Annotated in this window: 15 protein-coding genes; 7 read left to right on the forward strand and 8 right to left on the reverse strand. The window is 38.6% G+C overall.

Translation table 11 applies throughout. The annotated features are described in order from the left end of the window. The first annotated feature begins 19 nt into the window (after positions 1–19). Positions 20–850, forward strand: coding sequence for a sugar phosphate isomerase/epimerase family protein (locus J8Z25_RS20645; protein ID WP_130052587.1), 831 nt, complete (start codon positions 20–22; stop codon positions 848–850). A 104-nt stretch (positions 851–954) separates the two neighbouring features. Here J8Z25_RS20645 and J8Z25_RS20650 read toward each other — a convergent pair whose 3' ends face one another. From J8Z25_RS20650 to J8Z25_RS20675, 5 genes are all read right to left on the reverse strand, one after another. Beyond that, on the reverse strand, positions 955–1,275 hold the full coding sequence (locus tag J8Z25_RS20650) for a DUF2834 domain-containing protein (RefSeq protein WP_130052588.1): 321 nt from the start codon (positions 1,273–1,275) through the stop codon (positions 955–957). A 151-nt stretch (positions 1,276–1,426) separates the two neighbouring features. After that, entirely contained in the window at positions 1,427–1,951 is a 525-nt protein-coding gene (locus J8Z25_RS20660; RefSeq protein WP_239977571.1) for a hypothetical protein, read from the reverse strand. Positions 1,952–2,042: 91 nt separating this feature from the next. Next, positions 2,043–2,429: a hypothetical protein gene (locus J8Z25_RS20665; RefSeq protein WP_130052590.1), complete on the reverse strand. Its 387-nt coding sequence runs from the start codon at positions 2,427–2,429 to the stop codon at positions 2,043–2,045. Between the two features lie 553 nt (positions 2,430–2,982). Further along, on the reverse strand, positions 2,983–3,369 hold the full coding sequence (locus tag J8Z25_RS20670) for a YybH family protein (RefSeq protein ID WP_175580347.1): 387 nt from the start codon (positions 3,367–3,369) through the stop codon (positions 2,983–2,985). Positions 3,370–3,651: 282 nt separating this feature from the next. After that, positions 3,652–4,161, reverse strand: a complete 510-nt coding sequence (locus tag J8Z25_RS20675; protein ID WP_130052591.1) for a helix-turn-helix transcriptional regulator — start codon at positions 4,159–4,161, stop codon at positions 3,652–3,654. A gap of 197 nt (positions 4,162–4,358) precedes the next feature. Between J8Z25_RS20675 and J8Z25_RS20680 the strand changes: the two genes are divergently transcribed. The 5 genes from J8Z25_RS20680 (at position 4,359) to J8Z25_RS20700 (ending at position 10,322) form a co-directional block, all read left to right on the forward strand. Continuing rightward, entirely contained in the window at positions 4,359–5,348 is a 990-nt protein-coding gene (locus J8Z25_RS20680) for a hypothetical protein (RefSeq protein ID WP_130052592.1), read from the forward strand. Between the two features lie 3 nt (positions 5,349–5,351). Next, a complete protein-coding gene (locus J8Z25_RS20685; RefSeq protein WP_250662153.1) occupies positions 5,352–8,420 on the forward strand; it encodes an efflux RND transporter permease subunit in 3,069 nt (1,022 codons plus the stop codon). Continuing rightward, positions 8,413–8,718: a DUF3240 family protein gene (locus J8Z25_RS20690; protein WP_250662154.1), complete on the forward strand. Its 306-nt coding sequence runs from the start codon at positions 8,413–8,415 to the stop codon at positions 8,716–8,718. The genes J8Z25_RS20685 and J8Z25_RS20690 overlap by 8 nt, the downstream gene beginning before the upstream one ends. A 31-nt stretch (positions 8,719–8,749) precedes the next feature. Beyond that, positions 8,750–9,472 carry a cytochrome b/b6 domain-containing protein gene (locus J8Z25_RS20695; protein WP_250662155.1) on the forward strand — a complete coding sequence of 241 codons (723 nt, stop codon included), beginning with the start codon at positions 8,750–8,752 and terminating at the stop codon, positions 9,470–9,472. Between the two features lie 403 nt (positions 9,473–9,875). Then, complete coding sequence (locus J8Z25_RS20700; protein WP_130052595.1) at positions 9,876–10,322, forward strand: hypothetical protein; 447 nt, start codon at positions 9,876–9,878, stop codon at positions 10,320–10,322. Between the two features lie 34 nt (positions 10,323–10,356). Here the strand turns inward: J8Z25_RS20700 and rnd are convergent, their stop codons facing one another. From rnd to J8Z25_RS20715, 3 genes are all read right to left on the reverse strand, one after another. Continuing rightward, complete coding sequence (rnd, locus tag J8Z25_RS20705) at positions 10,357–11,487, reverse strand: ribonuclease D (protein ID WP_250662156.1); 1,131 nt, start codon at positions 11,485–11,487, stop codon at positions 10,357–10,359. A 48-nt stretch (positions 11,488–11,535) separates the two neighbouring features. Then, entirely contained in the window at positions 11,536–13,197 is a 1,662-nt protein-coding gene (gene fadD, locus J8Z25_RS20710; RefSeq protein WP_130052597.1) for a long-chain-fatty-acid--CoA ligase FadD, read from the reverse strand. Positions 13,198–13,314: 117 nt separating this feature from the next. After that, the gene (locus J8Z25_RS20715) at positions 13,315–14,166 is read right to left on the reverse strand and encodes an alpha/beta fold hydrolase (protein ID WP_250662157.1); all 852 of its coding nucleotides are present in this window, start codon (positions 14,164–14,166) and stop codon (positions 13,315–13,317) included. A gap of 110 nt (positions 14,167–14,276) precedes the next feature. Here J8Z25_RS20715 and J8Z25_RS20720 point away from each other — a divergent pair, with 110 nt between their 5' ends. Continuing rightward, positions 14,277–15,566, forward strand: a complete 1,290-nt coding sequence (locus J8Z25_RS20720; protein ID WP_250662158.1) for an alkaline phosphatase — start codon at positions 14,277–14,279, stop codon at positions 15,564–15,566. The last annotated feature ends 29 nt before the right edge of the window (positions 15,567–15,595 follow it).

Genomic DNA, 15,595 nt, shown 5'->3' on the forward strand with positions numbered 1-15,595 from the left:
CTTTTTTTAGGATTTAAGTATGTTTAAAACCCGCATTTTATTGCTCATTCTTAGCCTTGTATTTAGTGGTCAATTATTTGCAAAACTGCCAGTAAGTGTTCAGCTATGGTCAGTCAAAGACACCTTAAAAAATGACTTCCATGGTACGCTTAAGTCTCTTGCCAAAATGGGGTTTGACGGCGTTGAATTTGCCGGAGATTTTGGCCCTTACTCAAATAACCCAGCAGCCTTAAAAGCAAAGCTCACTGAATTAGGCTTAGTTGCCAGTAGTGCCCACATCGGCTTTGATGCACTCAGCGAAAGCACTATTGATAGCACCCTACTGTTTTACAAAACCCTTGGCGTTACCACACTTTATGTACCGTGGGATGAGCGAGCATGGCACCCAGAAGGAGTTAAATCTCTGGTTAAAGAGCTCACTAAAGTCAGTGATTATGCAATCCGTTTTGATATGAAGATCGGTTTTCACAATCATAATAAAGAGTTTAATGCATTCAATAACGCAACATTTTGGGATTATATTGCCAGTCATACCCCCAAAACCATGCCACTGCAGCTAGATATCGGCTGGGTTAATTACGCAGCTAAAGATCCAATTTACTTCATTAAAAAGTACCCTAACCGCACTCTCGCTACGCACATCAAAGTACGTACGATTGAGGGTAGCAACATGAGCCCGATTATCGGCGAAAACAACATTGATTGGCCTGCCATCATCGACACTTTAGAATCCCACGGCAACACCAAGTGGTTAGTACTTGAGCAAGAAGAATACCCACGTGGATTAACGCCGCTACAAAGCGTTGCTAAATCAAAACAAAACTTAGATAAGATTTTACTTGGTTTGTAATGTTATTGTAGAAATGAGCTCGCTTTAAACAAGTGAGCTCATGACTGAGATTTAGATTGGATGAGTAAGAAAAGCATTACCTTGTTTTTGGACAGAAGCGTTTGTTAGGGCTGCGGTTGGAGCGACTGCTTTTCTTTCAAGTAAAGATACAGTGGCAACCCAAACGATACACCAACTGACAAAGTTCCCAACACTGCAAAATATCGATACTTCACTTTATGTCTTTTGCCATCCACCACGATAAAACCTAATAGAGCAATCGCCGCAACCAAGACATCAAGCCAAGCAAAAATACTAATTGGGGTTGCCACCGCTTCACTGAACAAAAGACCAATATCTAAGCCATTGCTAACTAGCCAAGGAACAAACGCCCCGTATGGTAGCAATATTCCCAACAAAGTAAGAACCAGATAGAACCTTATCATTTCGCCACCCTTGCAAATTTTTCGTAGTAAGCCCTAACGCCTTGTTAAGGTGTGATGCACGCTATACCAATGCTTCCGCATACTACCTTAACCACTAAAACCAACGCATAGTAAAAATGCCACGCGTGCCGAATCACTCTTGAACAATTTGTTAGCCAACTTCTACCGCAGAGGTAATTAACCCGTAGCCCTCTATGTCCTCGTTATTTCCCATTGCATACCACAGCTCATCGAGAGTTGAGTTTGCATGCTTAAGAAATTCAATCGTCAAGAGTTCATCATAAGGTCGCTTAAACACTGCAAATTCGTCCTCACTGTCACCCAGATCGTATTCATACCTGTCGGGCTTTGCATGTGCCAAACTATTTCTTGCTTCTTGAAGTGCATCAAGGACTTCATATAACCCTTCGATATGCTCGACATTTAAAATCGAGAAAACTTTTTTTCGTTTCCAATGATACGGTTTCTTTTCCTTGAAACTTTCTCGGAGTAAGCCAAAACCCGCCATATTTATTAACGCCTCAGCCAGAAATGCATGTGAGATTAAACATGCTTGCATATCCATACTGATACCATTGGAATGACCAGAACTACTTTTCGTCTCAATGCAATCAAGTTGATATTGAGCTAAATTCGCCAGGTCTGAATGTGGGTTGTATCTAACTTGAAACTTCAAATTACCTCCAGTTGGCTAACGCCGCCAGCACGCGCGGCTTTGCAGTGAAGGCTGAGCCGCAACGGAAAAGCCGTCGCCGTGCCTGGCCTTATTAGGGCTGCCAGACGATATCGAGTGATCCATCTACGAAGCCCACCCCTATCCCTCGAGTTGATTTAAGCACAGAGGACAATCGATGTTCCGATAGCAGTAACTGCAAGAGAAGCTCCTTTAATCGATCCTGACATTTTGCCCAATCAGTTCCGGAAAACTCGATAGGAATAAATAACTGCCTTTCCTGCGGCTCCCATACTTCCTCACAAGCCCAATCTTCATCCTCTGGGTCGAACTCTGAGGTACCGACAACTTCCACTCCGAATTTGACTCCATCCCGTAGAGCCGGCTCGTACAAATTAAACGAGAAAGCGACCACACCTTCTGGTACTTTCTCTGGCAGCGCATCCACAAGCCACTCTTGGAATTCTTGTTCGAAGCTCATAGGTCCTTCGCCCTAACAATTTTATCGTGCGCGCTTCGCGCATCTTTCTGCCGATGTCACGCTCATGTATTAATAAATCTATTCTTAACAAATAACATAATGTATTGCCAACTATAATTTTTTATTGAAGCTAAAGAGATTCAGTAAAAAGAAAGTGCGCTCGTCACTCATTTTCTTGAATATGGGAGCACAAAACTGAACGGTATATTAAAACAGTCATTTGTATTGGTGATGACATAAAGTTAGTGGAATATCAGTTTTATGGAGTAGAGCCAATAGCATTAAATGAATAACACTGTACCTGATCGCTCAAAGACACCCTTAGAGTATTTGCGTTAACGCGAAATGGGCAAAGACTTGTTTGATAATGACTTGCACACTTATCCATGACTCCAAATAGGTTACCTCAATTAATCTATTTAGAGTTATGGGTTAAAAATACACAAAAAATCATCTATCGCCGTAAGGCGGTTAACTAATTAGCCAGCTCATTTTGGGGGTGGCATCGTATTTGCCATACACAATTACAGATATAAAAGTGACTCCATAGTTGTTATTCACACTTTACAATGATTTCATGACCATACGAATTATCGATTGAACACAACCAAACACCCTCTGAGCTTTTGGTAAAAACATATGTCGCTTTTCGGATTACTTCTGGGTAATTAGGTGCTGACACAACTGTATTTGCTAAAACTAAAGCAGTATCTTCGGTTTCAAGAACTTCTAAACCTTGTTGTTTTACTTGCAACCCATTTTTGAAATATACAGAAATTGCTTCAAAAGCCTTACGTATAGCAGCTTTACCCTTTGCATTTTTACCAGGCTCAATAACTAAAATGGCGTCATCTGTATAGATATTAAGAAGTGTATCGAAGTCTTCGGCAACAATTGCATTATCGGCTTTTCTGATTTGTTCAACTATCGGATGAGCCATGATTTCTCCAAAATTAATAATGTAACAGTTGAGTGTGATATTTATTGAAATATCATAATTTACCATTAAAAAACATAGGTCAATGACTGTTTACGTAAAAAATTATCAATGCAAACTCTGACTTGAAATTGGACAATTATGCGTTAGTGCCGAAAGAGCGCTCTGTGTTAATAGCGGACCATCATTTATTTACAGTAAAGACCATGCTTTTTTAAAGTATTCACCCTTACATACGCTTTAAAGAGCTAATCTCCTAGTGATAGTAGGCAAGATAAAGGATGACTACTCTATTGTACTGTCTGGCTCCATGAAGTCTTCTAAAAACCAAGCTGAAAACTCATGTCGACCCTCTACATCCGCTTTGACATATATACTAGAAGCCTGCTGACGAACTGTTTTTTCTTTAGTATCTCTTACACCACTAATTTCTCTAAAACTCAATCCCTTCAGCATCAACATAGCAACTTCTTGTTCACTTTTTGTCAGTCCCCACTGATTAAACTGTTCATTTATGACTTCACTGTATTTTATACGAGCGAGCTTCATTTCTTCCGAAATATTTTTTAGTTGAATGCCCGATTTATCTAATTCACTTTTCAACTGATTAATACGCTTTGTGCGGTTTGAAATATCTCGAACCAAAAAAACAAAACCAATCGCTGAAGCTAAAACAATCAAACTTTCTTCGACAATATGCCAAGTCGGAACACCTAAAGAAATATCAGTAATTACATCAAAAAAATTGAGTACCATTATTATAGCTAGAAGCACTGCTATCGCTTTATCTTTCATCTAAAAATCAACCAGTTAAAAAGTTTATGGGACATTTGTCTTATGAATTTACAACACATGCCTGACGTAAAAACTACACATTATTTGTAGGATAAGTTCACTTAAAAACAAAACAAGGCAACTATCGCGGTTAGCCTAACAAGAGTCAGTAACAAATGATAGCAACCTCATATCGATTATTCTCATTAATAGCGTCAATGTTTTTAACCGTTTTAAGCATGCAAACTCAAGCTGAACAAGTCACCAATTCAGTGATCGCCATTTCACAATTGGGAAGCTTTAAACATCAGTTCAAAACCGTACATCAGGTTGACAGTATGGAGATAGAGCAAGTGCTTGGAGAGGTATCCTTTAAACCTAAATCCAGTTTCAAAGTACAACTGCCTTTTACACCGCAACAAATATCTTTTTTATACAATCCGGGTGTTAAGGTAAGTAAAGGACAAAAAGTAGCTAGAATAGAAGGGCCAGAAGTACATCACTTCTTAGAAGAAATAGATGCCAGTAAATCAATATTTTTAAAAAGTAAGAAGCATCTTGAGTCTGTTAAAAATTATGCAAATTCGAAAACGATAAAAAGTGCTGAATGGTTAGACATCAACAAAACCTATCTTCAAGCAAAGTTAAGTTTTGAACACTTAAGCCATGCACTACAACAATTAGCCATCGATAAAAACGGCGATATTTTTATAATCAGTCCTTCTAATGGTCAACTTAAGTATACGAACGAACAATCACCATACCTTTTTGAAATAATTCCTTCACATAATGTTTTTGTAAAATCTTCGCTATTAGCAAGCACTGCAAAAAATGTTAACTCATTTAAAACTGAAGATAATTGCATACTAAAAGTAGAAAATGTTGACGAAACAATCAGCCGTTATAAGCAAACAGTCTGGAGTAGTTTCGACTCATCGTGTGAGCTTAAACTCGGGCAACAACTGTTACTAACACCTATCGTTTTAATTGAAGGTATTAAAGTCCCTCACCAGTCATTATTCGAACTCAATAACAAAAGCTATGTTGCAGTAAAACGAGGACAAGAAATAAACTTAGTTAAGGTCATTATTATTGGCAATGAGAATGATAGCTACATTGTTCAATCTGACAATCTAACACCTCAAGCCGAAGTACTTAGCTCCTTCGTTAGCATTGCCCAAGGTCTATTTCTCGGGCTGGGAGGATAAACGATGATAAGTGCGGTAATCAGGTTTTCTCTTATTCAACGAATTTTTATTACTATTTTGACTTTGCTCGTAACTGCTGCAGGAGTCAACGCTTGGTTTAATTTGCCAATTGATGCTTTTCCCGACATTTCTCCTACCCAAGTAAAAATTGTCTTAAAAGCACCGGGAATGACAACTTCGGAAATAGAAACTCAAATTACACGTATTGTCGAAACAGAGTTACTTGGTATTCCATCCCAAAAGATTCTTCGTTCAACTACAAAATATTCTATTACTGATATTACACTTGATTTTGAAGAAGGCACTGATATTTATTGGGCGAGACAACAAGTAAATGAAAGGCTGATGAATATTTGGGCTGAACTCCCAGAGGGTATTTCTGGTGGTCTTGCTCCTATGAGTACGCCTCTAAGTGAAATTTTTATGTTTACAGTTGATAATCCAAACTTAAGCCTTCAACAGCGACGTGATATTTTGGACTGGCAGATCAGACCGATTCTTCGAACAGTTGAAGGCGTCGCAGATGTAAACAGTTTAGGCGGCTATGTAAAAACATATGAAATAACACCAACTACTTTGAAAATGAAATCACTAGACGTTTCTTTTAGTGATATTGAACAAGCCGTAATAGCTAACAATTTAAATGGAGGACTTGGCCGAATAAACAAAGGTAACGACAATTTCGTTGTTCGAACACAAGGACAATTTGAAAAAATTGATGATATACGTCAGTTAGTTATAAAAAACAACCAACAAGGAATAATCAGGTTAGCCGATGTTGCAGCAATCAACGAAGGAAGTTTAATACGTTATGGTGCAGTGACACATAATGGTGAAGAGGCCGTACAAGGCTTAGTTATTGCGCTAAAAAACAGTAATACCGACCAAGTAGTAAGTTCAGTTAAAGAAAAACTTTTAGAACTAGAGCGCTCACTACCTAATGGCACTACTATCAATGTCTTTTATGACAGATCTAATTTGATTAGTACTGCTATTGAAACCATCACAAATGCATTAGTTCAAGCTGTAGTGCTCGTTATCATATTGCTAGCCTTATTTCTTGGCAACTTTAGAGCGGCACTAATTGTCTCTATATCCTTGCCGGTGGCAGCTCTTGCCACTTTTATATTAATGAGCCATTTTTCCATATCAGCAAATTTAATGAGTTTAGGAGGCTTAGTTATTGCTATTGGTATGCTTGTTGATTCATCTGTTGTCGTTGTTGAAAATACTGTAAATAGGCTTTCAGAAAACAGCAAACTTCCTAAGCTGCATGTTATTTATAGAGCATGTAAAGAAGTTTCTGTGCCAACTGTATCAGGAACATTAATTGTCGTTATTGTTTTTTCCCCTCTATTAACTCTTTCAGGGTTAGAAGGGAAGCTGTTTACGCCTGTTGCATTGACGATTGTTTTTGCGATGTTATCTGCGCTAGTTTTAGCGTTTACTTGCATCCCGGTGCTAGCTTCAATGATACTGAAATCAAATGAAGCGAGTGAGCCTAGCTTCATCAAATCATTACAAATACAGTACAAAAAGTCGCTATTAAGCGTTATTAATTCACCTAAATCAGCATCATCGATAGCTTTTTTGGTGTTGATCACAAGCATTTTTGCCTTTGTAAGTTTGGGGAAAAGTTTTATGCCTACGTTGGATGAAGGAGACATCATTGTTCAACTAGAAAAGTCGCCATCTATTACCCTGCAATCCTCTTTAAATATTGATATCCAAGTAGAGAAAGCACTACTAAAACAAGTACCTGAAATACTTCAAATTGTAGCCAGAACTGGATCAGATGAGCTTGGCCTAGATCCTATGAGCCTAAATGAAACGGATATATTCATGGAGTTGAAGCCTCAAAATGAGTGGCGCTTTGATACCAAGCAACAGCTAATCGAAGATATACGCAACGTATTATCAAATTACCCCGGTATGAACACGAATTTTACTCAACCTATTCAAATGCGGGTAACTGAAATGCTAACTGGCACTACAGGCGATGTATCAATAAAAGTTTTTGGGGATAAAGTCCAAGAATTAGCAAATATCGCTGAAAAAATGAAAGTGTTAGTAAGCCAAGTATCTGGTAGTCAAGACATACAAACAGCATTGATAGAGGGTGGAAAATACATTCGCATTTCATTAAAACCTGAAATAGCTCATCAATTTGGTTTAACCACTAAAGCATTAACTGATTTTCTAAAGCCACAACTTGAAGGCTCACAAATATCTAAACTAGTTACCGTTAATAAATTTACGCCTATTGTTTTCGGTGCTTCGTCGAAGCACAAAGCAAGTCAGATTGGCTCAATAAATGATTTGAAACAAGTATCTGTTTTAATGCCTGATAATACCATTTTACCTCTAGAGAGCGTCGCTGACATTAAGGTAGAACAAGAACCTTTACTGATCGAAAGAGAACGAGGTAAACGTTTTGTCTCAATTACAACCAATGTTGAAAACAGAGATGTGGTAAGTTTTGTTGAAGACTTACAAGCTAAAGTTCACTCTGAGTTGTCGCTTCCTAGCGGCTATTACGTAACTTTTGGTGGTGAGTTCGAAAATCAGCAACGAGCAATGAAGAACTTAATAATCGTTGTTCCTTTAGCTTTAATCTTAATTTTTGTGATTTTATTTACAACTTTTCGCTCTGTATCCTTAGCAAGTTTGATTCTTTGTAACATCCCATTCGCCTTAATGGGAGGGGTTTTTGCGTTACTAATATCTGAACAATATTTATCAATTCCTGCATCAGTTGGCTTTATTGCATTACTTGGTGTTGCAGTGCTCAATGGTATCGTTATGGTTAGTTATTTCGAACAGAGCAAAACCACTATATCTAATATCACTGAACGTGTAGTAGATGGCTCTCGAAGAAGGCTGCGTCCAGTACTTATGACCGCGACCACTGCAATGTTTGGCCTAATGCCTTTAGCGTTTGCTTCAGGTCCGGGAGCTGAGATACAAAAACCGCTTGCTATAGTTGTTATAGGGGGCTTACTGACTTCAACGGCAACAACACTCTATTTATTACCAATCTGGTATCGTTTATTGGAGCAGCGCAATGTTTAGTTCATCATTAGTTTTTACCTTCATAGTCCCTAAGAAGCACAAGGATGATGTTATCGACCAATTAATGCTGAGTGATATAGCATCCGGCTTCAACATTTTCCCGATCATGGGCTACAGCAAGAAACATAGTGCTTTTAGCTTAGAGGAACAAGTTAGAGGCTACAAAGATATGCTGAAGTTTGAAGTAGTTATTGAGCAATGTGAATTAGAAAAGCTTAAAGAAGAACTAAAGTTACTATTCACAACCATAAAAATTAGGTATTGGACAACAACTATCATTGAAACAGGCCATTTATAAGTTACGCAATCTCTGGAAAAGGAGAAATGTTATGAACAAAACTAGAACACTTACTTATGTATGGCCTAAAAGCATCAGGCTTTTTCACTGGATAAACGTCATCACAATTAGCTTACTAATAGTGATCGGCTTAATCATCTTTAATGGAAAAACACTTGGTGTAACGGTGGACGCCAAAATAATGCTTAAAACCATACATGTTACTATCGGTTACATTTTTGCCATAAACCTTATCATTCGGCTGGTTATGGGTTTTATTGGTTCGTCGAATGACATGTGGTCACAAACTCTGCCATTTATGAAAGGGTATAAGAAGGAACTAACTAAATTCAGACGCTCTCCCAAACAAGTATACAAAGGCCATAATCCAATAGGAAAGCTCATGGTATTAGCTTTGCTGATAGCAATGACAATTCAAATGGCAACGGGCTTAATTCTGGCAGGGACTGATATTTACTACCCACCGTTAGGACAGCACTTTGCTAAAAGCATTGCGGTTGACGAGACTCAACTTGACGTAATCAAGCCTTATTCAAAAGTTAATGTTGACGATAAACGTTATAAGCAGCTTAAAGAGTTTCGCTCCCCCATCATCACTGCTCATGTATACGCATTTTATGCCCTAGTAATACTTATACCATTGCATATACTAGGTGTTATCGTTGCTGAACGAAGAGAAAAGTCAGGACTGGTTTCAGCAATGATCAATGGTTATAAATTTCTACCCGAAAAATCGAATAATCACAAAACTTAATTTAAATCTATTAGTTTATTAAGGCTATAAATACAAAAGGCAAACTGAGGTATTCCTTTTTGGAATTAAAATCTTTGGGTGATTGCTTACAAGTGAGAATTGGCAATTAATGCTAGATAAGTTATGCCGAATGGCAGCTAGTCGCTCAAGGCAGACCTTCCGACATATATCACTATAGACTTTGGTTTATTCGACTACTTGCTTTTCCTGACAACCAGACGCCTTTTATTTAGACTTAGAGAATAACAATTAATTATTTTATTTAAATTCAACAAGCTAAAAAAACCAAAGCTCAAAGCATAATAATAAACCATTAAAAATAGCATTTATTTTCATTTTTTTGGCAGATTGTTTTATCTAAGTAGCAAAGTACTATATTAGAAAAACCTCTCAAGGACTGAGAATGAAAGTATTGAATTTAAGGAAGAGTTCAGAGAAAAGCACACTTGCTATCCTCGTAACTTTAGCCGTTTTAACATTGTCTATACTGAAAGTGACATCACAAAAGCATCCACTTCATGACCTACTTTTAATGGCTTTTATGCTTACATCGATTGTAATTATATTTTTGATATTGAACAGTAAAAATGAGCTGACGATATGTCGCCACGGTATTTTTTATAGCTCTGCGTTTGGTAATGTTCATATTGAGCCAAACAAAACTAAACTAATTAAACAATATTCTAAATATGGTTTTAACTGCGTGGTAATTATTGGTCATGGCTACTTTATATTTGCGCCATTTTATTATTTAACGTCAAAACAAAAACAACGATTAAAACGATATGATAATAACTTGCTGCATTGGTTACAGGTAACGCGTAAACGCAGCAAGTTTCAGGGCTTTTAGTGACGAGTACAAAGCCCTTTTAATAGGCTGTTGCTCAGTTTTGCCACTCTTTAAGTACGTCTTTTACAAGCTCATAGCGCCATGAGTTAAACAGGTCTGGTTTTGATGCAGTTTTACGCTCATCGGCATCGAGCTTCCAATTCCAGCTGATCAGTTGGTTAATCTGTTTTTTAGAGGCCAATACATCTTCAGGAATACCCTGCTCTTTTGCAACTTTAGTAACTTTTTGCTTAATATCTTTAGCGGCTTTTTTGTATGCCGGAAAATCAATTAAACGTTTTAATTGTGCTGGTTGTTCGCTTACAGGAACAGCTTTACCACGCTCAATACATTTTAAAATTTCAACGCCCGAACGGTTAACTTCCATAGGCTCAACACCTGGCACTCGGCGTAACGCATTTAAACTTGTAGGCTTACGCTTAGCAATTTCAACCATGTTGTGCTCTTTTACCACAAAGTTAAGTGCGAGATTTTTGCGCTCTGCCTTTTCACGGCGCCATGCAGCAAGTTCGCGCAATACCGCTAAGTCGTGCGGTCGTAATTGCCATGCATTTTTAATGTCTTTGTAAAGCTGCTCTGCAGGTGTTTGATAAGCACGTTTTTGCGCAACTAACTCGCTTTCGCTGATCACGATGTCAAAAAAGCCAGCTTCATCAATTTGTTTTTTAATAATTTCAAAACAAGGCAGTAAGTGATACGTATCGGCAGCGGCATAATCTAGCTGCTTCTCAGTGAGTGGGCGCTGTAACCAATTAGTGCGCGATTCACTTTTATCAATTTCGATATCAAGTAATTCTTTAACCATGTGCGCAAAGCCCATGCAGTTACCATGGCCTAGTATTTGTAGAGCAAATTGGGTATCAAACAATGGTGTTGGTACAAAACCAGCATATTTTTGAAACACTTCAATATCTTCTGACGGTGAGTGCAGTACTTTTAACACCTCAGGGTTTTTAAGTACTTGCCAAAAATCAAAAAGCGACAACTCAGCCAGTGGGTCGATTAACGCTAAATGCTCACCATCATATACTTGAATAAGTGCAACTTCAGGGTAAAGCGTACGACGACGCATAAACTCAGTATCAATTGCTAGTACCGGTTTACCTGTTATTTTTTCTACAAAATCATTTAATTGATTTTGTGTTTCGATCAGTTGATATTGCACTTATACCCCTTTCTTTACCATAAAAAAGCCGGCTAATGCCGGCTTTAATTATTTTTCTTCGTCCTTTAAGGCTCTTCTGAGAATCTTACCAACGTTTGTTTTTGGTAGTTCATCTCTAAACTCAACGAGTTTAGGCACCTTATAGTTCGTTAAATTATCACGACAGTGCTTTATTATATCTTTTTCAGTTAAAGATTGATCTTTTTTCACGACAAAAACTTTAACTTGTTCGCCACTTACCTCATGAGGGATACCGATAGCAGCTACTTCAAGCACGCCATCGTGCATTGCGACTACTTCTTCGATCTCATTTGGGAACACGTTGAAGCCTGATACGATAATCATGTCTTTCTTACGATCAACAATATAGAAGAAACCTTCATCATCGTAAGTTGCAATATCACCTGTTGCAAACCAACCGTCTTTTAAACATTCAGCTGTTGCATCAGGGCGATTATAGTAACCTTGCATTACTTGTGGGCCTTTAACCCAAAGCTCTCCAGGTTCACCCTTAGCTGCTTCTTCACCATTTTCAAGCATTAGCTTGATATCAGTACTTGGTGCAGGTAATCCAATTGAACCGTTATAACCGTCAAGGTCATATGGGCTTAGTGTTACAAGTGGTGCACATTCAGTTAAACCATACCCTTCCATTAGCTTGGTTTTTGTTACAGCTTGCCATTTTTCAGCTACAGGACGTTGTACCGCCATACCACCACCAAGCGACATTTTTAAGCTCGAGAAATCAAGCTCAGCAAAACCCGGGGTATTTAATAAACCATTAAATAGGGTGTTTACTCCCGTTATCGCAGTGAATTTGTGTTGTGTTAACTCTTTTACAAAGCCCGGCATATCACGTGGATTAGTGATAAGTACGTTTAAACCACCATATTTCATAAATGTTAGGCAGTTCGCAGTTAATGCAAAGATGTGATAAAGCGGCAGTGCCGTAATAACCACTTCTTTACCTCGCTCTAGTACATTATCTAAACAACCAGATACTTGCTCAAGGTTACCAACCATGTTGCCATGAGATAGCATTGCACCTTTAGATACACCCGTTGTACCACCTGTGTATTGTAGGAATGCTAAGTCGTTTAAATCAACTTCAGGCTTTTTGTAACTCGCTTCATTACCAGCTAGTGCATCTGCAAATTTAATTGCATTTGGTAATGTGTAGCTAGGCACCATTTTCTTAACGTGCTTAACCACAAGGTTAACAATGTGCTTTTTAAGACCGCCCACCATATCACCCACTTGGGTAACCACAATGTGCTTAACGTTAGTTTTTGGTAATGCTTTTTCTAGGGTATCGGCAAAGTTAGCAAGAATGAAAATTGCTGATGACTCTGAGTCATTTAACTGGTGCTCTAATTCACGCACAGTGTAAAGTGGATTTACGTTAACCACCACACAACCAGCACGAAGAATACCTAAAATAGTCACAGGCGTTTGCAGTAGATTCGGCATCATCACCGCTACTTTATCGCCTTTTTTTAGACCAAGATCATTTTGAATGTACGACGCAACACGTTTTGTAGCACTGTCTAACTCACTATAGGTCAACACTTTACCCATGTTGGTAAAGGCTGGAAGGTCACTATAGTCAGCAAAACTTTTTTCAAACAAGTCGAGTAGCGAGTGATAATGCTCAGGGTCGATTGTTTCAGGCATACCTTCTGGGTAGCGTTTAAGCCAGATTTTTTCCACTCTTAGCTCCTGTTTATAATTATATTTTTTAATAACCTTAATCTAACTAAGGCAGTTTCTCAATGGAGTAAATACTCTAATGGTGCAGATAATCCCACATTTGGTGCAATTATACAATTAACTTGCTTTATACTGCCCAATAAATGCATGAATGTGCTCTAAGGTTAATGCAGGACTTTGCATATGGCAATGGTGACCTCCTGGTATCTCATGAATTTTTAACTCCTTGTAATATTTACCATATGCTTCTAGGTTATCTTTAACAAAAGGGTAACCTTTCCCCCCTAAGATAAGCTGACATGGTGCGTTAATTTGTTTGATGGTTGCAATGCATTGTGCCTCATCAAAGCGAAACCCTGAGTGATTTTTAAGTTTTGGATCGGTTGTCAAATACCACTTACCTGCTTTTTCGTAACAATTTCGTGTCATCAGTAGCTCTGCTTGTGGGTATTCAAGGTCACCACTTGCGAGCCTTGCACTAATAATGTGCGCTTTTGAGTCAAAAGCGCGAGGGCCTTTACTGTTTACCCGCGCTCTATTTAAAATCGCTTTACGGAGTTGGCTGCTCACGTCATTGCTGTCGGTTGTAACGCAACCAATGCCCTCAATGAAGTTTACCGATGCTACCTTTTCAGGAAAGCAGCTGGCAAAAACTCCAGCAACCATAGCCCCCATTGAATGACCAACTAAATGCACTTTAGTCACATCAAGTGACTCAACAAATTTATAAACGTCATCAATGTAGTCAATAAAGTAATAGTGTGCGTCACTACTTCGCCAATCTGATAAACCATGACCAGGAAAATCGAGACAATACCAACGCTGGTTAAGCTGCACATTTTGTAACATAGGTATGTAACTATGTGCGTTATCAAGCCAACCATGTAAGGCAATCACGACCTCATCGCCATGACCAAAGGTTAGGCCATGCATTGCCTGAGTGCCAGTTTGAAAAGAAAATGGTTGCACAATTACTCCTATTTATTAAGCGTTTCAACTTAAAGGCGTTTATTTATCCTCTGGCTAGTATACAATAATCCTCGCAGTATAAATAAGGGCACAATAATAAGGTTACATCAATGAAATTAAAATTAAGTCTTTTAGCATTATTATGCTCAGCAGGCTCAGTAATGGCTGAATCAGCACCAAAAAACATTATTTATATGATTGGTGATGGTATGGGCCCAGCGTACACAACTGCATATCGTTACTTTAAAGATGATCCAAATACTAAAGTTGTTGACCCAACTGTTTTCGATACTATTTTACGTGGTATGGCACATACTTACCCAGATGATCATACTTATGTAACAGACAGTGCAGCGGGTGCAACAGCTCTTAGTAGTGGTCATAAAAGTTATAATGGCGCAATTGCTGTTGATACTGATAAAAAACCAGTAAAAACCATGCTAGAAGTTGCCAAAGAACGCGGTATGACCACAGCATTAGTGGCGACATCACAAATTAACCACGCAACCCCTGCAAGCTTTGCTTCACATAACGAATCTCGCCGTAATTATGACGAGATTGCCAACGACTATATCGATAACAAAATCGCGGGCAAATTGCCGGTTGATTTAATGTTAGGTGGCGGCACGAAATATTATGTACGTGAAGATCGCAACCTAGTTGAAGAGTTTAAAGCGGCTGGCTATCAGTACAGCGATGACTTTGCAGCAATGAATGACTTAAAGCAAGTTCCAGCGCTTGGTTTATTCGCTGAAGTGGGTTTACCGTTTGCGCTTGACGAAAATCCAACGCGCCTTACGCAAATGACAACGAAAGCACTCGATTTACTTGATGGTCAAAACGACAAAGGTTTCTTTGTGATGATCGAAGGTAGCCAAATTGACTGGTGTGGTCATGCAAACGACATTGCATGTGCGATGGGCGAAATGGATGACTTTGCTAAATCGATTGAGCAAGCTAAAGCATATGTAGATAAAAACCCAGACACCCTGCTTGTTATCACTGCCGATCACTCAACAGGTGGTTTAACACTCGGTGCTCATGGTCAATATAAGTGGGAAACAGATGTTGTTAAAGGTGTAAAAGCAACAGCTGGCACTATCACTAAAGCTCTACTTGAAAGCGATGACTTAAAAGCAGTATGGCAAAAGTATTCTGATATCGAATTCACTGATGCAAACAGCATTAAGCTTAGCCAAGCTAAGAAAATGGGCGATAAAGCACTTTTACTTGCTGTAAAAGATATCATCAATCATGCAAGCTTCACGGGTTGGACTACCGGTGGCCACACGGCTATTGATGTTCAAGTTTTTGCCTATGGTAAACGTGCGGAAGATTTTTACGGTTCGCAAAACAATACCGCGATTGCCGACAAGTTGATTGATTTTATTAAGCAGTAATTTATATTGAATACTGTCCAATCATAAAA

The sequence above is a fragment of the Pseudoalteromonas sp. SCSIO 43101 genome (assembly GCF_023650775.1).
GTDB classification, from domain to species: Bacteria; Pseudomonadota; Gammaproteobacteria; order Enterobacterales; family Alteromonadaceae; genus Pseudoalteromonas; species Pseudoalteromonas apostichopi.